Origin of the sequence: Microvirga massiliensis (genome assembly GCF_001006805.1) — a bacterium.
Taxonomy (GTDB): domain Bacteria; phylum Pseudomonadota; class Alphaproteobacteria; order Rhizobiales; family Beijerinckiaceae; genus Microvirga; species Microvirga massiliensis.
In genome coordinates this window covers 414,865-434,757 of sequence record NZ_LN811355.1, presented here as the reverse complement: position 1 = coordinate 434,757, position 19,893 = coordinate 414,865, and the positions used below count along the sequence as shown (strand labels likewise).

General features: G+C 62.5%; 18 protein-coding genes and 1 tRNA gene. 7 read left to right on the top strand and 12 right to left on the bottom strand.

The annotated features are described in order from the left end of the window. Positions 1-193: 193 nt before the first annotated feature. The 4 genes from BN1233_RS51150 to BN1233_RS20485 form a co-directional block, all read right to left on the bottom strand. Positions 194-451, bottom strand: coding sequence for an OmpA family protein (locus BN1233_RS51150; protein ID WP_425311732.1), 258 nt, complete (start codon positions 449-451; stop codon positions 194-196). Beyond that, the gene (locus BN1233_RS20500; RefSeq protein ID WP_147707397.1) at positions 364-1,182 is read right to left on the bottom strand and encodes a DUF4892 domain-containing protein; all 819 of its coding nucleotides are present in this window, start codon (positions 1,180-1,182) and stop codon (positions 364-366) included. The genes BN1233_RS51150 and BN1233_RS20500 overlap by 88 nt, the downstream gene beginning before the upstream one ends. A 1,055-nt stretch (positions 1,183-2,237) precedes the next feature. Then, positions 2,238-3,659, bottom strand: a complete 1,422-nt coding sequence (locus BN1233_RS20490; protein WP_074078324.1) for an FAD-binding oxidoreductase — start codon at positions 3,657-3,659, stop codon at positions 2,238-2,240. A gap of 125 nt (positions 3,660-3,784) precedes the next feature. Next, positions 3,785-4,861, bottom strand: coding sequence for a TRAP transporter substrate-binding protein (locus BN1233_RS20485; RefSeq protein ID WP_046865510.1), 1,077 nt, complete (start codon positions 4,859-4,861; stop codon positions 3,785-3,787). A gap of 55 nt (positions 4,862-4,916) precedes the next feature. On the opposite strand from BN1233_RS20485, the gene BN1233_RS20480 reads away from it, so the two are divergent. From BN1233_RS20480 to uxuA, 7 genes are all read left to right on the top strand, one after another. Further along, positions 4,917-6,089 carry a Zn-dependent oxidoreductase gene (locus BN1233_RS20480; RefSeq protein WP_342341658.1) on the top strand — a complete coding sequence of 391 codons (1,173 nt, stop codon included), beginning with the start codon at positions 4,917-4,919 and terminating at the stop codon, positions 6,087-6,089. 61 nt (positions 6,090-6,150) lie between these two features. Beyond that, a complete protein-coding gene (locus tag BN1233_RS20475) occupies positions 6,151-7,146 on the top strand; it encodes a TRAP transporter substrate-binding protein (RefSeq protein WP_052763860.1) in 996 nt (331 codons plus the stop codon). 106 nt (positions 7,147-7,252) lie between these two features. Beyond that, complete coding sequence (locus BN1233_RS20470) at positions 7,253-7,753, top strand: TRAP transporter small permease (protein WP_046865415.1); 501 nt, start codon at positions 7,253-7,255, stop codon at positions 7,751-7,753. Further along, on the top strand, positions 7,753-9,030 hold the full coding sequence (locus BN1233_RS20465; RefSeq protein ID WP_046865414.1) for a TRAP transporter large permease: 1,278 nt from the start codon (positions 7,753-7,755) through the stop codon (positions 9,028-9,030). The genes BN1233_RS20470 and BN1233_RS20465 overlap by 1 nt, the downstream gene beginning before the upstream one ends. Positions 9,031-9,037: 7 nt before the next feature. After that, complete coding sequence (locus BN1233_RS20460; protein WP_147707396.1) at positions 9,038-9,757, top strand: GntR family transcriptional regulator; 720 nt, start codon at positions 9,038-9,040, stop codon at positions 9,755-9,757. 12 nt (positions 9,758-9,769) lie between these two features. After that, positions 9,770-11,269, top strand: coding sequence for a mannitol dehydrogenase family protein (locus BN1233_RS20455; RefSeq protein WP_046865413.1), 1,500 nt, complete (start codon positions 9,770-9,772; stop codon positions 11,267-11,269). Between the two features lie 26 nt (positions 11,270-11,295). Next, entirely contained in the window at positions 11,296-12,492 is a 1,197-nt protein-coding gene (gene uxuA, locus BN1233_RS20450) for a mannonate dehydratase (protein ID WP_046865412.1), read from the top strand. A 234-nt stretch (positions 12,493-12,726) separates the two neighbouring features. Here uxuA and BN1233_RS20445 read toward each other — a convergent pair whose 3' ends face one another. The 8 genes from BN1233_RS20445 to BN1233_RS20410 all read right to left on the bottom strand — a co-directional run bounded on the left by BN1233_RS20445 (position 12,727) and on the right by BN1233_RS20410 (position 19,889). Then, a complete protein-coding gene (locus BN1233_RS20445; RefSeq protein ID WP_046865506.1) occupies positions 12,727-13,593 on the bottom strand; it encodes a carbohydrate ABC transporter permease in 867 nt (288 codons plus the stop codon). A gap of 85 nt (positions 13,594-13,678) precedes the next feature. Beyond that, complete coding sequence (locus tag BN1233_RS20440) at positions 13,679-14,635, bottom strand: carbohydrate ABC transporter permease (RefSeq protein ID WP_046865411.1); 957 nt, start codon at positions 14,633-14,635, stop codon at positions 13,679-13,681. Between the two features lie 66 nt (positions 14,636-14,701). Next, the gene (locus BN1233_RS20435) at positions 14,702-16,015 is read right to left on the bottom strand and encodes an ABC transporter substrate-binding protein (protein WP_046865410.1); all 1,314 of its coding nucleotides are present in this window, start codon (positions 16,013-16,015) and stop codon (positions 14,702-14,704) included. Between the two features lie 486 nt (positions 16,016-16,501). After that, entirely contained in the window at positions 16,502-17,359 is an 858-nt protein-coding gene (locus BN1233_RS20430; RefSeq protein WP_187144327.1) for a Fic family protein, read from the bottom strand. Positions 17,360-17,627: 268 nt separating this feature from the next. Next, positions 17,628-17,712 (bottom strand) — tRNA-Leu (locus BN1233_RS20425). Between the two features lie 15 nt (positions 17,713-17,727). Continuing rightward, entirely contained in the window at positions 17,728-18,936 is a 1,209-nt protein-coding gene (locus BN1233_RS20420; protein ID WP_046865505.1) for an FAD-dependent monooxygenase, read from the bottom strand. A 24-nt stretch (positions 18,937-18,960) separates the two neighbouring features. After that, positions 18,961-19,224 carry a zinc-finger domain-containing protein gene (locus BN1233_RS20415; protein WP_046865408.1) on the bottom strand — a complete coding sequence of 88 codons (264 nt, stop codon included), beginning with the start codon at positions 19,222-19,224 and terminating at the stop codon, positions 18,961-18,963. 197 nt (positions 19,225-19,421) lie between these two features. After that, complete coding sequence (locus BN1233_RS20410) at positions 19,422-19,889, bottom strand: RidA family protein (protein WP_046865407.1); 468 nt, start codon at positions 19,887-19,889, stop codon at positions 19,422-19,424. Positions 19,890-19,893 lie beyond the last annotated feature (4 nt).

Genomic DNA, 19,893 nt, shown 5'->3' with positions numbered 1-19,893 from the left:
ACGGAGGCGCCGCTGGATGGCTTCGCTCCGCTCGCAATGACGGTGAGGGTGTGACGACGGGAGGAGCGCAGCCAGAAGCGGCAACACACTCCAGACCCATCCCAGTATTGCGAGTCGCAGGCAAAGCAACCCAGCAGCGTGGTGAGGCCTGCGCGCCGTCTTACCCACTCCAATCGGAACGCAACTCAGCATCTCATCGAGCAAGGAGCTCCACGCGCCGGTTTCTTGCCCGGCCTTCATCGGTATCGTTCGGAGCAACCGGCGACGTGAGGCCTGCTCCTGACGACGCCGGTCGGTCCGCCGCAATCCGGTAATCACGAACCAGTGCCGCGACCACGCCCGCTGCCCTGCGGCGTGACAAGTTCATATTGTAGTCGGGGGTGCCGCGGTTATCCATATGTCCGATGATGTTGAGGCGAAGCTTTGCGTTCTCTCTGAGTAACTTGGCGATCTCGTCGAGGGTCGGCTTCGACTCGGGACGCAACGTGTCCTTGTCGTAATGATTCCATAGATGTTGATCTTACCCGACTGCGCGTTGGCCTGCTCCATGCTCCGTGCATCGACAAAGGCAATCATATCGCCTTTCATGGCATTGGCTTCGACTACGGTGACGAACGCGGTGACGCGCTGTTGATCTTCACCGGTGAGAACGACAGCATAAATCGAGCTGTCCGGCATATCGAGCTTGGCGAGCACGTAGCGCACATGGTCGAAGTACAGGGTGCTGTCCACATTATCCCTGTCGACCTGCTGGCCGAGCAGGTAGGGGTCCTGAAGCTTGCCGCTGAAGCAAGTCCGATCGGCGCAGTTGAAAAGAACGGCAAATCCTTTGCCCTTGAGTGCATTCTCGTAATTGCGCATCACCTCGAGCGATGAGCGGCCGGCCGGAATTTCGTAACGGATCTTGCTGACGCGGCCTTCGAGCTTGAGCCAATCTTCGCCCGAGCGATCGTCGACAGCATCGCGGCCCAATAATGCTGCATAATCATGCGGCGCCTGAAGCAGAAACACCTCGTCGAAGTCCGACGTCTTGTAAAAGACGATGCTCGATCCCGCATAGCGTCCGACAAGCGAATGGTCGGCGCTGCCAGGCTCATCTGCCGCCCATGTAGCAGCCGTCATCGCGAGCCAAGCGGATACGCAAACACTCATGCAGGTGCACATGAAATTCGGCCGCATCATGTCCCCTCCTTGGCACTGCTGCCCCGACTGCTTCACTCTCACATGAGACTGCCATCAGAGGCTCGCTCGGATTGTGATCTGCCACTTTCCCTGTTGAGTTGTCCTGGGTCCTGCGGAACGCGGAGCCTGTCATGCGCAACTCGATGGCCAACTGCGCTGACAGCCAATGAGAGTAAGGCGGCTCTGTCCTCCAGTGCTCATCAGTCATTCGGTCGATTGCACATCAACCGTTCGGTCATGCTCGGCGACAAAACTGGTCGAAAAGAGAGCCATTTCCCACATGGCCATTCAGTTTGGTGGTCCGCACACTCTCATCGATCGCACCTCCAGCGTGGCGAATAGTGCGAGCTCCTATCTTGCTCCGAGGTCAAGTTCGGAAGAATAGCATAAACGCGGCACTCTGAGAGATCTGTCCAATAGCCGCTTCAGAGTGGGAAGATCATTTGCAGTTGTGGTGCTCTATCAGATCTTCAACGTCGGCCCGATACTCGCTCAGGGGGCGGCCCAGTCGATCGGCGACTGCCAGCAAAATTCTCCAGTGTTTGCATGCCATCGCGACGTCGTTCTTGTTGATGCAGTCGTTTGCGGCCATGAGCTCCCGCCCGAACCCGGCCATCGCGAGAGTTCCCGCAGGTGCCCCTGGAATACTCCATTTATCGAAGAACTCTCCACATGCCGGAGGGCCGTTCGACTGAAGAGGGGCTGCTCGCGCAGTGTGATTCAGTGCGCACTCGATCGATGCGAGGATCACAACGGTCCAGAGAAGGCTACCTGTCGTATTCATTGATCGTCGCCCTGAAGTGATGGTGGATTGCTTTTCGTCAACTCCACAACGAGCATCTCGACTCAGCGCAGTGGTCCAGGATGGCCCGTGATCGAGAATGGCCAGAGCATCTCACCAAGCTTGGCTTCTCGGATGTGCTCCATCGCACGATATGTCGGGAGATCCGGCCGACCAGGATCATGGCCATGCACGGTCTCCAGGCCAGTCTCGGTCGGCTCGAACTGAGGTGATCCGTTGGCGCAGGTGCGCCTGAAGGTATCCAGGCGCGGCCTCACGCGGTCGGCATCGTGAAGACCTTCCCCGGATTCATGATGTTCTGAGGATCCAGGGCCGCCTTGATCGCGCGCATCGTTTCAACGGTGTCGCCGAGCTCGCGGATCAGGAAGGCCTGCTTTCCCTCGCCGATGCCGTGCTCGCCCGTGCAGGTTCCGTCCATCCCGATAGCGCGGAGATTCAGCCTGTCGAGGAAGCCTTTGACGCGCGCCATCTCTTCCGGGTCCTCGGGTTCCGCCATGATCGAGACGTGGAAGTTGCCGTCGCCGACATGGCCGACGATGGCTGCCACGAGACCGGTCGCCTCGATATCGGCCTTGGTCTCGACCATGCACTCGGCGAGGCGCGAGATCGGAACGCAGACATCCGTCGCGAGGTATTTCGCTCCCGGGCGAAGCTCCAGGCAGGCCCAGTAGACGTCGTGGCGCGCCTGCCACAATCTCGTACGGTCCTCCGGCTGCGAGGCCCATTCGAACGGGCCGCCGCCCCAATCGTTTGCGATCTCGGCAACGGTGTCCGACTGTTCCTTCACCCCGACCTCGGTGCCGTGAAACTCCAAGAACAGCGTCGGGACCTCCGGCAATGTCAGCTTCGAGTGCAGGTTGCAGGCGCGCACCTGCGCCTCGTCGAGCAGCTCGATCCGGGCGATCGGGATGCCATAGCGGATCGTCGTGATCACGGCGTTGCAGGCCGCCTCCAAGTCCGGAAAGGGGCATACCGCGGCGGCGATGGATTGCGGGATGCCGTAGAGCTTCACGGTCAATTCCGTGATGACGCCGAGGGTGCCTTCGGCTCCGATGAACAGCCGCGTGATGTCGTAGCCGGCGGCCGATTTCCGAGCGCGAGTCCCCGTCTTGCGGATTGAGCCGTCTGGCATGACCACCGTCAGCGCGAGGACGTTGTCCTTCATCGTGCCGTAGCGGACCGCATTCGTGCCGGAGGCCCGCGTCGAGGCCATCCCGCCGATGCTGGCGTCGGCGCCGGGATCGATCGGGAAGAACAGGCCCTGCGAGCGCAGATGGGCGTTCAACTGCTTGCGGGTCACTCCGGCCTGAACCACGCAATCCATGTCGTCTTCATGGATGGCAAGAACGTTGGACATCCGGCCCATATCGATGGAGACGCCCCCGAAGGTGGCGTTCACGCCGGCCTCGAGTGAGCTTCCGACGCCGAATGGGATGATCGGGACGCGATGCTCCACGCAGATCCTGACGATCTCGCTGACCTCTTCGGTCGATTCCGGGAATACGACGCCGTCCGGCACCTTGACGGGATGCCAGCTCGTGATGTTCGCGTGCTGCTCGCGCACCGTCCTGTTCGCGCTGAAGCGTTCGCCGAAGCGGTGCGCCAGCTTCTCGAGGGCGGGCTGGTACGAGCTCCGATCGCGAGCGCTTGCTTGCGTCTGTTCCTGTGTCGTCATGGTCGTCGTCCAATCAATTCGGCTTTACGCCCGTCATGCGCTTCGTCGAGGAGGCCGCCTCCGCAGCACATGAAATGGATCGGCGGCCGAGGGCATCGGCCGCCGAAGAGAGCAGGCTCCGGGCCTTACGAGCGCTGCGAGTAGACGTAGTAGTCGAAAGGCAGCTCGGCGATGCGGAACCAAGTATATTCCTTGTCCCGGAAGGTGCTCCAGGCATCGAAGATCGTCTTGAACCGCGGATTCGTGGCTGCGATCTCCCGGTAGAGGGCGAAGCCCTCCCGATAGGCAGCGTCCATGATCTCCTTCGGGAACGCTTTCAACTGCGCACCGGACCCGACAAGGCGCCGGAGAGCGTCGGGATTCTCGGCGTCGTATTTCGAGACGCACCAGACATTGGCCTCGGCGCAGGCCGCCTCGAGAATGGCTTTGTAATCGGCCGGCAGAGCGTTCCACCGCTCCAGATTCACATAGAGCGAGGTCTGCGCGGAGCCCTCCCAGAAGCCCGGGTAGTAATAATACTGCGCCACCTTCTGGAAGCCGAGCTTCTCGTCGTCGTAGGGGCCGGCCCATTCCACCGCGTCGAGCGTGCCCCGCTCCAGCGCTGGATAGATGTCGCCGCCCGCGATCACCTGCGGGACGACGCCGAGGCGGGAAAGGATCTGGCCGCCCATGCCGGCGATGCGGAACTTGAGGCCCTTCAGATCATCGAGACCCTTAAGTTCCTTCCGGAACCACCCGCCCATCTGGGCGCCGGTATTGCCGGCCGGGAGATTGTAGACGTTGTAGGTCTTCAGGAAGTCGCGGATGAGCTGCATGCCGCCGCCGTGATACATCCATGCATTGTGGTGGCGGACGTTGAAACCGAACGGTACGGACGCCTCGAACATGAAGGTCGGGTCCTTGCCGATGAAGTAGCTCGAGAGCGTATAAGCGCATTCGACCGTATTGTTCTGGACCGCGTCGAGGACCTGGAGGCCGCCGACGATCTCGCCTGCCGCGAAGACCTGGATCTGAAACTTGTTGTTGGTCGCCTCGGCAACGCGCTTCGAGATCTCGACGCCGGCTCCGTAGAGAGTGTCGAGCGACTTCGGATAGCTCGACGCCAGCCGCCAGCGTACCTCCGGCTGCGATTGCGCGATCGCCGGCGCGGCGACCGCCCCGGCAGCCATCGTCGCGCCGGTCAGAAAAGTACGTCTCTTCATCATCCGTTCCCTTGCTCTGGAGGCTCGAATCCCAGACGGCCTTGTTAGACCTTCGGTGGGACCGGGGGAAGGCAGCCCGCCGGCGCGTGGACCGGCTCGCGGCCAGGAGTGGCGGCATCTTTCATCTGCCGAGAGCGGCAGAGCATGGGACTTGCGCCGCAACGGAAGGCCTGATACTGGTCGACTAGTCGACGAGGAGCTGCGCCATGCTTGCCGTGTCAGTCCAGTCGCCCACGATCTTCAGGTTCGCGACGTCGCCCCTCCCGGAGTCCCGGGTGCCGGGGAGGTGCTCGTCCGGGTCGAACGGGCGGGCATCTGTGGCTCCGATCTGCATATCTTTCAGGGGTCGAACCTGTTCGCCCGTTATCCGCGGATCATCGGCCACGAATTCGCCGGATCTGTAGAGGCGGTCGGTCCAGACGTGGAGGGGCTCTCGGCCGGCGATCGGGTCGTGGTCGATCCCGTCGTTTCCTGCGGCCATTGCTATGCCTGCCGGGCAGGCCGCCACAACGTCTGCAGTAATCTCGAAGTCCTCGGCGTCCATCGGGACGGTGGTTTTCGGGACAAGCTCATTGTTCCCGCAACGAATTGCGTGAAGGTGCCGGATTCGATGCCGTTCGAAATTGCGGCTCTCGCGGAGCCATTCTCGATCGCGGCAAATGTCCTGTCTCGAACCGGGATCGAGGCGTCCGATACCGTATTGATCTATGGGGCCGGCACGGTCGGCGTCACGGTGCTGCAGGTCGCCAAGCTGCATGGCGCACGCTGCATCGTGAGCGATGTCGATGCGGCGCGGCTCGACCGGGCGCGCCAGTTCGGGGCCGACGTGACCATCGACTCGCGCGCGGTCTCCGTGCCCGACGCCGTGCGGGAGGAGAACGACGGGCTCGGTCCGACAGTCATCCTCGACGGCGCGGGCGTTCCGGCCTTGCTCGAGGAGGCCTGCCGGGTGGCGAGCCCAGCCGGCCGGATCGGGTTGCTTGGCTTCTCGCCGGCACCCTGCAACATCAGCCAACAGGAGATCGTCAAGAAGGAGCTCACGATCGTCGGGTCGCGGCTCAACAGGCGGCTTCTGCCGCAGGTCGTCACCTGGTTATTCGAGGGCAAGCTCAGGCCAGAGGCAATGATCTCCCATACTTTCTCGTCCCGTGATGCGCGTGACGCTTTCGATCTCATCGAGACACGCCCGCAGGACACTCTCAAGGTCCAGCTCGCCTTCGGCGACTGAGGCTAGTACCCACCGTGGCCCTTCATGAGCGGGCGCGGTCATCTCTCCAGGAGGAAAGGCGATGCCCCTGAATCTAAAGCTCACCCGCCGTGCAATGGCTTGCGGCATCGGCGCCATCGTGGCGCTCTGCGTTGCCGGGCCGGCTCTCGCTCAGGCGAAGATCACCCTCAAGCTGGGCCACCTCGCCAACGAGGAAAACGTCTGGCACAAGGCCTCCCTGAAATTCGCCGAGGAGGTCGCCAAGCGCACGAACGGCGAGATCGAGGTCAAGGTCTTTCCGAACGAGCAGCTCGGCAAAGAAACCGATCTCATCAAGGGGATTCAGCTCGGCACCGTCGACTTCACGATCACCGGCGAGTCCTTGCAGAACTGGGCTCCCTCAGCGGCGCTTCTCGCTGTCCCGTATGCGATCCGCGACCTCGATCATCTCGACAAGGTCGTGGATGGCCCGGTCGGCCAGAAGATCCAGAAAGCGATCGAAGAGAAGACGCAACTCAAGCCTCTGGCCTACTTCGCTCGCGGTCCTCGCGAGCTGACCTCGAACCGTCCGATCAAGACGCCGGACGAGCTCGATGGCTTGAAGCTGCGCGTCCCCAACGTGCCGCTCTTCGTGAAGGTGTGGGAGGCGCTCGGTGCCAAGCCGATCCCGATGGCCTTCTCGGAGGTGTTCACCTCGCTGCAGAGCCATACAATCGACGCGCAGGAGAACCCGCTCGCGCTTATCAAATCGGCCAGCCTGTACGAGGTTCAGAAATACGTGAACCAGACGGACCACGTTCTGAGCTGGATCTATCTCGTCGGAGGCAGCAAGAAGCTCGGACGGCTGACGCCGGAGCAGCAGAAGGCCATCAGCGAATCCGCCAAGGCGGCCCAGGCCTATGAGCGCGAACTCTTCCTCGCGGACGAGAAGCAGCTCGAGGCTGACCTGAAGGCCAAGGGAATGGAGTTCGTGGCCAGCGACAAGGCAGCCTTTGCAGCGAAGGCGCAGCCGGCGGTGGCGGCCGCTCTTCCGGCGGATCTCAAGCCGCTCTACGACGAGATTGTTGCCACGAAATAAGCCGGCGACGAGCTAATAACTCTCTGGGCGTCCCGCTTTTCTCCATGTGGGACGTCCCAACATGCGCCAAGGCGTGGCGGGGCAACTCCAGACAACGGGATCGACAATGCGCAAAGCTTTTGCAGCTCTCCTGTCGGCTGCCCTCGCGATCTGCCGATACGGCACGCTCGCAGCTTTCGGTGTTCTCATCACAGTGGTGACGATCCAGGTCCTTGGGCGCATCCCGGGTTTTCCGTCTCCCGCATGGACTGAGGAGGTCGCACGCTTCGCCCTCGTCTATCTCGTTGCCTTTTCCTGCGGGATCGCCGTGCTGCGTAGCGAACTCGTTAATGTCGACATGTTCGTTGCGCCACTGCCCGATCGGGCCAGAATGATCGTCGATCGCATCGTCGACCTGATCGTCTTCGCGTTCGCCATTCTCATCATCAAGGGAGCCTACGATTACGTAGCAGGCAGCATCGGTGAGCGAGCGCGATCCATCGATATCCCGATGGTAGTCGTTTACGTGGTGACGCTCATCATTCCCATTTCGCTCGCCTTCTTCTCGCTGGCACGGTTCTTCGGATTCGGTCGAGCCGCTCCCGCAGCGCATGGGGAGCTTGTCTGATGCTCGTCGCCCTGCTCTTCGCGACCTTTGCGATTTGCCTGATCCTCGGCGTCCCAATCGGGATCTCGCTGGGACTTGCCGCCGCTGTCTATCTCATCGGCGCAGATATCGACCTGAGCGTCGTGCCACAGTTCATGTTTGCCGGCATGGACTCGTTCGTGCTGCTCTGCATTCCGGGCTTCGTACTGGCCGGCAATCTGATGAACGGGGGCGGCATCACGGACCAGATCGTTCGCTTCGGCAATGCCGTCGTGGGCCATATTCGCGGCGGCCTCGGCTTGGCGAACGTCCTGGGCTCCATGATCTTTGCCGGCATTTCCGGTACGGCCGTTGCGGAGACGGCGTCGATCGGCTCCGTCATGATCCCGGCCATGCGCAAGTCCGGATATGACGCGCCCTTTGCCGCCGCAGTCACGGCGGCCGCCTCGACGGTCGGGCCGATCATTCCGCCGAGCGTACCGATGATCATTGTCGGCACGCTGACAGGCCTGTCGGTCGGCAAGATGTTCCTTGCTGGAGCCGTCCCCGGGATTCTCCTCGGTCTCGGCATGATGTTGACCGTCTTCATTATATCGCGCCGGCGCGGCTACCCTAAGGGAACCTGGGGTGGCTTCCGCCATGTGCTCGCGACCAGCAAGGGAGCGTTCTGGGCGCTCCTGATGACCGCCGTCATTCTCTACGGTATCGTTGGCGGCTTCTTTACTCCGACCGAAGCCTCAATCGTCTCGGCGCTCTATGCCTTCGTGGTCGGTCTCTTCATCTACAAGGGCTTCAGGTTGAAGGAGGTTCCGAGCCTCTTGCTCGAAAGCGCAATCGGCTCGGGTGCCCTGATCCTGCTCGTCGGTCTTGCCAATGTCTTCGGCTGGATCCTGACGAGCGAGCAGATTCCGCAAGCCATCGCCGACGCGATGCTATCGGTGACGACGAACAAATACCTGATCATCATCCTGATCAACATTCTCCTCCTGATCGTCGGCACCTTCATGGAGACGATCGCCGCGCTGATCATCCTGTTTCCGCCATTGCTCGCTGTCGCCGTTAAAGTCGGGATCGATCCCATTCACTTCGCGACCTTCGCAGTGCTCAACCTGATGATCGGTCTCACGACCCCACCGGTCGGCGTATGCCTCTTCGTGGCCGCCAACATCGCGAAGATTTCACTGACCGAGATCTCGAAGGCAATATGGCCGTTCCTCGTTTGCAATATCGTAATCCTCTTCCTAGTCTCCTTCATTCCTGGGATTTCGCTCTGGTTGCCGAATCTCTTCTACCAATGAGCCTCCGATGGCGCGTTCGAACCTGAAGGAGAAGCAAGAGCCGGCTCGCGCGAAGGGCGGATCGGCGCCGCCGATGACGATGCGGAGCATCCATGCAGAAATCCGCGAAGACATCGTAACTCTTCGGCTGAAGCCGGGGGAGCGCTTGTCAGAGAACGAGCTTGCGCTCCGCTTCGGAACCAGCCGTGCTCCCGTGCGCGAGGCGCTGATCCGACTCGTCGAGGAGGGGTTGATCGAGGTACTCCCTCAACGCGGCAGCTTCGTGAGCCGGATCTCGCTCGGCGCCATGCAGCGGGCTCGCTTCGTCAGGGAGGCTCTCGAGGTTGCCATCGTCCGTCTTGCGGCGGAGCGCGGGCTTTCGGATGAGGCCATGAGGAAGATCCGCACGATTCTCGTTGAGCAGGAGCGGGCCTGCGACCATCCGGAGCGGTTTACCCTTGCCGATGACGCCTTTCACCGCACCATTGCCGATGATGTTGGCATCTCCCAGATCTGGTCCGTTCTGGAGCGCGAGAAGGCGCAGCTCGATCGCGTCCGCTTCCTGAGTCTGCCGCGTGTGACACCGGTGGCCGCGCTGATCGCGCAACATAAGGAGATCGTCGCCGCCATCGTGCAGCGGGATCCTGCGGCAGCCGAAGCTGCCATGCGGGCGCACTTGTCCGAGGTCCTCAAGATCGCGGAAACACTCGCGGCCAAGTATCCCGATTTCATCGTCAACGACACTTAGCTAAGTTTCGCCATGTCAGCCGAGCATCCCCGACTCTCCGCCGCGACTCTGGCGAGCACACACGCTGGAACCCAGCAGCCCGCCTATGATCGCCACCGGCTGCGCCCCGGCATCGTCCATCTCGGACTCGGGGCTTTCGTCCGCGCGCATCAAGCGCTCTATACGGAGGATCTCCTAGCGACCGAATTCGGCCCTTGGGGCATGATCGGCGTGAGCCTGCAGCGGCCCGACCAGCGCGACCACCTCGCCCCGCAGGATCATCTCTACACGGCGCTTCAGCGCGACAGCTCCGGCGTGACTGCGCGCATCGTCGGATGCGTGCAATCCGCTCTTGTCGCGACGGAGGATCCGGAGGCGGTCATTGATGCGATGGCCCAGCCCGATACCTGTATCGTCAGCCTGACCGTGACCGAAAAGGGTTACTGCCTTGATCCGGCGACCGGTCGGCTCCAAGAGCATCATCCGGATATCCGGCACGATCTCGAGCATCCGAGCGAACCCAGGACGGCCGTCGGCTTCATCCTGGCTGCCTTGGCGCGGCGGCGCGATGCCGGCATAGCGCCTTTCACGGTTCTTTGCTGCGACAATCTCCCGTCCAACGGCACTCTTCTCAAGAACCTCGTCAGCGATTTCGCTGCCCTGGGGGATTGCGGCCTCGCCACCTGGGTCGAAACCCATGCCTCCTTTCCGTCGACGATGGTCGACCGGATCGTGCCCGCCACGACACTGGACGACCTGGCCGAGGTCGCCCGGTTGACCGGCTTGGCCGATGCGGCTCCCGTGGTCCACGAGCCGTTTCGCCAATGGGTGATCGAGGACCGGTTCATCGGCGGCGTCCGCCCCTCCTGGGACCGCGTCGGGGCCGAGTTCGTCAGCGATGTCGCGCCTTACGAGCACATGAAGCTGCGGCTCCTCAACGGAGCGCATTCCGCCCTGGCCTATCTGGGTTACCTTGCGGGCCGTGAAACGATCGCCGACGCGGTTGCCGATCCAGCCTTGCGGACCTTCGTCAAGGCTCTCTGGCGCGACGAGATCATCCCGGTCGTTCCACCCCCGCCTGGAACCGATCTCACGGCCTACACGTATGCCCTGCTGAATCGCTTCTCCAATCCGGCCATTCGGCACCGCACTTGGCAGATTGCAATGGACGGCTCGCAGAAGCTTCCACAACGGCTGCTGTCATCGGTGCGCGAGCGTCTCCCGCGCGACCTGCCGATTCCGCATCTGGCACTCGCGATCGCAGCCTGGATCCGCTACGTCGGCGGCATTGACGAACGCGGTCGGGAGATCGACGTTCGCGATCCGCTCGGGCCGAAACTTCGCGAGATTCTCGATCGAGCCGGCGAAGATCCACGCGCCCGCGTGCGCGCCGTTCTTGGCATCGAGGCGATCTTCGGTTCTGATCTGCCGCGAGATGCACGCTTCGAGAAGGCCTTGGTCGCTGCCTATAGCAACCTGCTCGACCAAGGCGCTGTCGGTGCTGCAGCCGCGCTGGCGCGAGCCCACGCCTGATCCGAAATCTTCGAGAGGACCTCACGATGGAACAGACCTGGCGTTGGTTCGGCCCGGACGATGTCATTCAGCTGCTCCATATCCGCCAGACCGGGGCGACGGGCATCGTCACGGCCCTGCACCATATCCCCTACGGCGTGGTCTGGAGCATCGAGGAAATCGAGGCCCGCAAAGCGCTGATCGCAGCCGATGCGTCGCTTGGCCTGCGCTGGAGTGTCGTCGAGAGCCTGCCGGTCCACGAGGCTATCAAGATCGGGGAGGGTGATCTCGAGCCTCTATTCGACAATTACCGGCAGTCTTTGCGAAACCTCGCCCGGTGCGGGGTGACGACAATCTGCTACAACTTCATGCCGGTCCTCGACTGGACACGGACCGAACTCGCACATCCGCTCCCCGGCGGCGGAACTGCTTTGCGCTTCAATGCCCATGAATACGCAGCCTTCGACTGCTTCATGCTCGAACGCCCGGGTGCCGAGGCGGAGCTGTCTCCCGAGGTGCTGGCCCGGGCAAAGGACTGGTTCGACCGCTCATCCGAGTCGGATCGTCGGAAGCTCTTGGCCAACATCATGGCGGGACTGCCGGGTGCATTCGACCGCTACGACATCCCGGGTCTGCGCCGCATGCTGGACCGCTACCGCGAGGTCGATGCGCAGCGCCTGCGCGAAAACCTAGCCCGCTTCCTGTACGAGGTCATCCCGGTGGCGGAGGAGGTTGGGGTCAGGATGGCGATCCATCCGGACGATCCGCCGCGTCCGCTGATGGGGCTGCCGCGCATCGTCTCGAATGACGAGGATCTTGCCTATATCGTTGGAGCCGTCGACTCACCGTCGAACGGCATCACGCTCTGCACCGGCTCGCTCGGCGCCGGGCCCATGAATGATGTCCCGGCAATCGCGAAGCGCTTCGCCAGCAAGATTCATTTCGCCCATCTCAGGAACGTCGCGAAAGAACCGGATGGATCTTTCATGGAGGCGGATCATCTCGGTGGCGATACCGACATGGTCTCGGTCGTCACTACACTTCTGGAAGAGCAGCAGCGCCGGAAGAATGCCGGAAATCCGAACTGGCGCATTCCCATGCGCCCGGATCACGGACACGAACTCCTCGACGACGTTGGCAAGCCGACCCACCCCGGCTACCCGGCCATCGGCCGTCTGAAGGGCCTCGCCGAGTTGCGCGGCGTGATGACGGCGGTTTCGTCAATGCGGGGATTACCGCTTTAATAATTGCGCTCGAGCTGGGAAATTTCTCCAGCCGTTGGCGCCGCCACCCTCACCCGCCCCTTCGGGGCGACCTCTCCCGTCAGGGGAGAGGTGATGTGCAGGCCGCCACCGCTTCGCCTCTCCCCTGGAGGGAGAGGCCGACGCCCGAAGGGCGGCGGGTGAGGGGGGAAACACTGCGCTCTCCAAGAGTGCGCATATACGCTAAGCGCATTCCCAGCACCCCAATCGACCGCATCATTCCTTAACCGCTCCGGTCATCGCCGCCACGTAGTGCTCGACGAAGAACGAGTAGAGCACCACGAGCGGTAGCGAGCCGACGAGCGCGCCGGCCATGAGCGAGCCCCAGCGATAGATATCGCCGTCCACGAACTCGTTCACGATCGCCACCGGGACCGTCTTGTTGACCGAGGACGAGATGAAGGTCAGCGCGTAGATGAACTCGTTCCAGCAGAGCGTCAGCGAGAAGATCGAGGCCGAGATGATGCCGGGAATGGCGAGCGGCAGGATGATCTTGGTGAGGATCTGCCAGCGACTCGCTCCATCGATGAGAGCGCATTCCTCGAGCTCGTAGGGGATTGTCTTGAAATACCCCATTAGGAGCCAGGTCGAGAACGGGATCAGGATCGTCGGATAGACGAGGATCAGCGCGAAGACCGAATCGAACAGCCCATATTGGTGGATCACTGTCGAGAGCGGGATGAACAGGATCGACGGCGGGACCAGATAGGCCAGGAAGATGGCTGCGCCGACATAGTTAGCGCCGCGATACCGGATGCGCGTGATCGCATAGGCGGCCAGCACGCTCGCGATGAGTGACAGTACGGTCGAGACAACCGAGATGAACATCGTGTTCCAGAGCCAGCGCGGATAGGCGGTCTCGAACAGAAGCTTGTAGATGTGCTTGAAGGTCGGCGACGTGACGAAGAACGGATTGAACGTGTCGAGGTCGAGGAGCTGCTCGTCCGGTTTGATGGCGGTGAGCACCATCCAATAGAAGGGGAAGAGCAGCACGATCATGATCAGGACGAGGGGGATGTAGACCGTCACGATGCGCTTCGGCAGCGTATCGAGATAGGCCATCCCTTCCGAGAAGTCCTCCATGGCAGGCGATTGCGTGCCCGGAGCAATGAGTCCTCGCGCAACGTCGGTGCCAGGGTCCGGGCCGCGCTCGTCGATGGCTGCGGCCTTAGTCATTGCCCTCTCCATGCTGCCACTTGCGCCGCTGCAGCCCGAACCAGGAGATCATGATCGCCGCCAGGAGGAACGGCACCATCGCCGTGGCGATGGCGGCGCCTTCTCCCAGGCGCCCGCCCAGGATGCCGCGCTGGTAGGACAGGGTCGCCATGAGGTGCGTGGCATTGACCGGGCCTCCACGCGTCATGGCCCAGATGAGTTGGAAATCCGTGAAGGTGAAGAGCACCGAAAAGGTCATCACCACCGCGATGATGGGCGTGAGGAGCGGGTAGGTGATATGGCGGAACATCTGCCACGGTGTGGCGCCGTCGAGAGTGGCCGCCTCGTAGAGCGAGGGCGGGACCGTCTGCAGGCCGGCGAGCAGCGTAATGGCAATGAAGGGCACGCCGCGCCAGATATTGGCGAAGATCACGCTCGCCTGTGCGTTCAGAGGCACGCCGAGGAAATCGATGTTGCCGGAAATGAGCCCGATCTTTCTCAAGGACCACGAGATGATCGAGAATTGCGGGTCGAAGATCCACCAGAAGGCGATCGCCGAAAGCACTGTCGGTACGATGAACGGGATCAGGATCACGGCCCGGACGATCGCCCGAAAGGGAATGTATTTGTTGAGCAGAAGCGCCAAATAGAGGCCTATGGCGAACTTGAAGGCGCTTGCGATCACCGTGTAGCTGATCGTGAAGAGCGTCGCGTTGATGAAGCTGTCATCGTCGAGCAGCCATTCGTAGTTCTCGAGGCCGATGAAGTTTCCGCTGCGTCCGATGCGGGCATCCGTGAAGCTCATCCAGATGCCGAGCCCGAGCGGGTAGGCGAGGAACAGGATGAGAAAGCCCGCTGCCGGAATCATAAAACAGGCGCCGAGCACATCGCGATTGGCCTTGATCCGATCCCAGGTGGAGACCTCGCGGATCGGGGCCTTCGCGACGGCTCTGATGGCGGCTTCGGCCATGTTGACCTCCCCGTCCAAACTCGAAAAGGCGCCGCGCCCACATGGTGCGGCGCCTGGGGATGTGGATCAGGCCCGGTAAATGCGCTGAACCTGGCGCTCGGCCATCTTGATGGCGCTCTTCGGATCCTCGCGACCCGTGCAGACATTGGCGAACATGTCGACCACCACGAAGTCGGCGATCGCCGTCGCTGCCTTCTCGCCGACCGAGCCGAGTCCGCCCGCAGTCAGCGAACGCTTGGCGACATCGCGGTAGGGGGTACGCTTTGGATCTTCGGTCCAGACCGGGTTGGCGTCATAGGCATTGAGGCAGTGGGTAAGATAGCCCCGCGCGGCCGAGATCCATTTGTTGAACTGGTCGGCCTCGAGCATGTAGGCGATCAGCGCCTTACAGGCCTGCGGATACTTCGTGTAGTTCATCGCCAGGATCGGATACATCAGGTGCAACTCGGTCGGCTTGCCGATCGGGCCCACCGGGAAGTAGGCGTGATTCATGTCATCGGCGATCTCCTTCTTCGTGGGATCGTTGCGTGCGGCCACGTAGATCGAGATGCCGTTGTTGGTCCAATGGATTTCGTTCGCGAGGAACGCCTTGTTGTTGAAGGCGTCGTTCCAGGACGCGACGCCCGGGATCATGTATTCGTAGAGCTGCTTGGCGTAGAGGAGCGCCTTCTCGGTCTCCGGTGAGTTGAGGATCACCTTGTCGTTTGCATCGACGACGTTGCCGCCGAACGACCACAGGCACCAATGAACCCAGGTGTTCGCATCGCCTGATGCATGGCCGAGCGCAAAGCCGCCCGGCGTGCCGTTGGCCTTCATGGCCTTGGCGTATTCCAGGAAAGCATCGGTCGTCTTCGGGAATTCGGAGAAGCCCACCTTTTGAGAGGCAGCTATCCGGTAGTTGATCAGGGCGCCGGAGTAGCAGATCGGGATCGCGATCCACTTGTCGCCGCTCTTGCCGTATTTCTGTGCGCTCTCGACCCAGCCCCCGTATTTTTGGCCGAGATAGGTCGCGACGTCCGTCATGTCGACGCATTTCTGGGGGAAGAGGTGCGGGAGCGAATAAAGCCCCCAGAACAGATCCGGGCCGGCGCCGGTATTGGCCGCGACCGATGCCTTCGGCTGCACGTCCTCGTAGGATTCACGGGTGATCTCGACCTTGACGCCGGTCGCCTGCGTGAATGCGTTGATCAGCGCCACGAAGGCATCGTCTTCGGACTGCACGAAGTATTTCCAGCGCAGCATCGAGAGCTGGGCACCCGGCTCGGGCTTCCACTGGCTCTGCTGTGCCCAGGCTTTTGCGAAATCGAGGATGCTCGTGCTCCCGGCCAGCCCGAGCGCTGCACCGCCCTTGAGCAGCGATCTGCGGTCGATGTTCATCATGATCTTCCTCCAATCTGGGCGGGCTCTTGATGGATGTCCGGTGCCGCCCCGCCTGGGCCCGTGACTCTGCTATCGCTGTCGGGAGCAGGTCTCCCGGGCTGCAGTGACCAAGCCATCATTCGGCCACGTGCCAGCCGAAGGGGCCGGTGCCTGTAGTCCAATGGCCAGAGCCGAGCGGCCCCGTCGACAATGGGTCATGCGTTTTCCTCCCACCGTCCCGGTGGCGGCTCGCCGGCCAGCTCTTTTAGATGTGCGGCCCTGTGTTGATCGATCATCCGCCTGTGACTTCGGAAGATCAAGCGGGTCTATGGAAGGCAGTGTATTGGCGGATGACCGAACGGAAGGCGCCTCAGGGGCGGCTTGTTTTTGCGGACTCGACGCGCGAAGGACTGGGACCATCCGTAGGGATAGCCCCATAACCCTAAAGCAGGCTGATGTGATTACGTCGCTGGCGCGGCGCCGGCCGGGGTAGAAGCAACGCCGCGGTTAACTCACCTTGTCGAGCCCGTGCAGCAGCTTTTCCGCCCCCGCTTTCAGCGGTGCGAAAGGAAGCCTACCCTTCACGATGGCCGCAGCGAATGCCGCCCGGCCGACCCGGCCGTTTCCGTCGGTGAACCCATGGCTCCGGATGACCGCGCCCAGCAAGAAGCAGGCGAGATCGAACCACTTGGCATCGCCATTGGGGGGCAGTGCAATGCCCCGTGCGAATTTGAACGTCGCCTCGAGCAGAAACCCGGCTCCGCCTGTTGAGGGATAAGCAACCTGGAGATCCGTCGCCCGCGTAGGTCTGAGCTGCGCCTGGTCTACACATCGGCGATGAAGGTCGCGAAGCGTCAGCTCCGAGCGGACGTCGTACATCGCTGCGTTCTGAATCACTGCCTTGATCGCCGCAGCCGTGATCGGCGCGCCCGGTGTGTCGGCCGTGTTCTTGAGCGAGTTCGACGTATGGATCAGGTATCTCGTCGCCCTTTCGAGATTGCCGTCGGTCGACCTGGCGCCGTAGTCAGCGGGAGCCATCGTTTCGCCTGAGAGGTCGGATCGAAACTTGCCTGCCCTCGCCTGGATTGCGAGGTTGCCGATATAGTAATGTGCCTGAAGGACACAGCTCTGCTCGTGCCGAAGCAGAGCGCCCAGCATCTGCTTGGTGCCCGCCTCGTTGTCCGACCTGTACTGAAACTTGCCCGAGAAGCCGCCGAACTTGTTCCAGAGAGCAAGGGTGGTGCCCTGTGCATGCGGGACGCCGATCGTGCTCACGAGGCTCCGATACTCGGGCAGTTTCGCGATAAGCTTGCCGAAATCCTTGGCGTTCAGTTTGACCCAGTCGCTCTTCTTGAAGAAATGCATCACGTGCCCCGCCGCCGAGGCGGGCGCACCGCCGACACCTCGGCGGGTAAGCTAGACAATTTGAGATTTACTGGGAAGCCAAAGGTATTCAACACGTTCACGGCCCTGGCCGCAGTCTTCGAGAGCCGTTAATGAAACTTTTTCAGAGAGTGACTGCGGGAACGTTGGCATCTGTAACGCCATTCGCAGGCCGCTCCTGCAGTCGAGACTCGTTGCAGACCCGTGCTGCATCTGGATCCGTTGGCTTGCGGCTCCTCTTCAATTGGAATGGTGCGGACGGCGGGGATCGAACCCGCATGGGCAAGCCCGAGGGATTTTAAGTCCCTTGCGTCTACCAGTTTCGCCACGTCCGCGGGCGTGCGGCAGCGTTAGCGGGGCGGAGCGGAGCGCGCAAGCGCGGGAGACGTGTAGCCGTAGAGCCAATCGTAGCGGCTCGTCATGCGTTGCGGTCCGAGGGTGCGCATGACGAGGTCACGGGCGAACGCGGCAGGGCCGCCGAGATGGTAGACGCGCCCGTTCCGCCGAGCCTCGTCCTGGACGCGTCTGATGCGTGGCACGCGATCGCGTTCGAATCGGGCCAAGGCCGGCTCCAGATCGGCTTTGTCGTCGGGCAGGAGTGACGCGAGCGTCGCGGCGTCCTCGATCGCCAGCGCTGCGCCCTGCGCAAGGAAAGGCAGCACGGGATGGCCGGCGTCGCCCACCAGAACCAGGTTTCCGGCGGTCAGACGGTGGGCAGGGCGGTCGAAGAGGGACCAGAGCAACCACGGACCGGCCGCTTCCATCAGCATCCGCAGCGGTGGCGCACTCTGCGAGAAGCGCGCGACGAGACCCGCGCCGTCGCCCGGCGTCGCCCAGCCCTCGACGGGATCGTATCTTTGCTCGATCGCGACGAGGTTGATGAGCTCGCCGCGGCGAATCGGGTAATGCACGACATGGCCGACCGACCCGAGCCAGAGGCCCGTCTCGTTGCCTTGCAGAAGCGCCGGCGCCCGTTCACGGGGAAGCGTGGTTCGCCAGGCGACATAGCCTCGATAGACCGGTGATCCGGCGGCACCGACCTTCCCCTCGAGCGTGGACCAGAGCCCGTCGGCCGCGACGACCAGATCGACCTGCGCCTCGCTGGTTCCGCCTGACTCGTCGGCCATGGTCACGGTCACGCCGTCGCGGCTCGAAACCGCATCCACCACGCTTCGGCCTAGGGTCAGTGGGACACCTGCCTGCTCGATCGCGTCCCGGAGAATGCCCTGCAGATCGGCCCGGTGCGCGACGAGATAGGGTGCGCCGTATCGCTCCCTCGCAAAGGCGCCGAGCGCAACGGACGCGACCGGCCGCTCCGAGCGGAGCCCTCGCACGACGACCCGGTCCGGCTCTCCGGCGATTCGCGCGAGTGGCTCACGAAGTCCCGCATCCAGGAGGATGCGGCTCGCATTCGGCGAGAGCTGGAGACCCGCGCCGACTTCGGACAGGAAGGCGCGTCGCTCGACGACCGAGACCCTATGGCCGCGGCAGGCAAGGAGGAGGGCGCTCGTCAGTCCGGCGATGCCGCCGCCGGCGACGAGGATCGAAAGCCCGCTCAACGGAGCCGAGTGCCGGTTCGACAATCAGCGCGAGGCAGGATCCGTCGCGAAGCTGTTGTGCCAGAGGCACTCGGCCGGACGGGCCTCATTGGCCTTCAGGCTCGGATCATATTTGAACAGGGTGGAGCAGTAGGAACAGACGACTTCGGTCTCGTAGCCCATATCGATGAACACGTGCGGATGGTCGAGTGGCGGGGTGGCCCCGATGCACATGAACTCCTTCGACCCGACATGGATCACGGGCACGCCCGGGTCGTTGTGGATGTGGGGAACACCTTGATCTGCCATTGCTCTTGCTTCCAGGAGGGTTCGTTGGGGCGGCACCATAGTCGGGGAAGGGGCGCCCGCCTAGACCGGGAGCACTCTCGATCTGACCACTCCCATCCTCAGCTACTCGGGGCGTGATTCTGTCGGAAATCCGGTTCCCACTTTTCCGGATCGTGCTCTGGCTCGCGGTCCGACCGAGAGCCGCCCTTGGCGTATGATCAAGCTCTGGCTTCGATCGCCACAATTGCCTCGATCTCGACCGTAATATTGTTCGGCAGTGAGCCGAAGCCGACGGCCGAGCGGGCATGCCGGCCGGCCTCGCCGAACACCTCAACCATCAGGTCCGAGCAGCCGTTGATCACTTTCGGGTGCTCGCCGAAGGTCGGCACGGCGTTGACCATGCCGAGGATTTTGACCACGCGCCGCACGCGTGCGAGATCGCCCAGAGCGTCGTGCATGATCGCCAGCAGGTTGAGACCGGTCAGCCGGGCATGGGCATAGGCTTCCTTGACGCTGACATCCTGGCCGACCTTGCCGCTGTGATGCCGACCATCGGCCTCCACCGGCCCTTGCCCGGACAGATACAGCATGGCGCCTTCGATGATGGATGGCACATAGGTCGCGACGGGTTTGGGCGGTGGCGGCAGCGTCAGGCCGAGCTGGGCGAGGCGATCGTAGGGCGTCATGCGG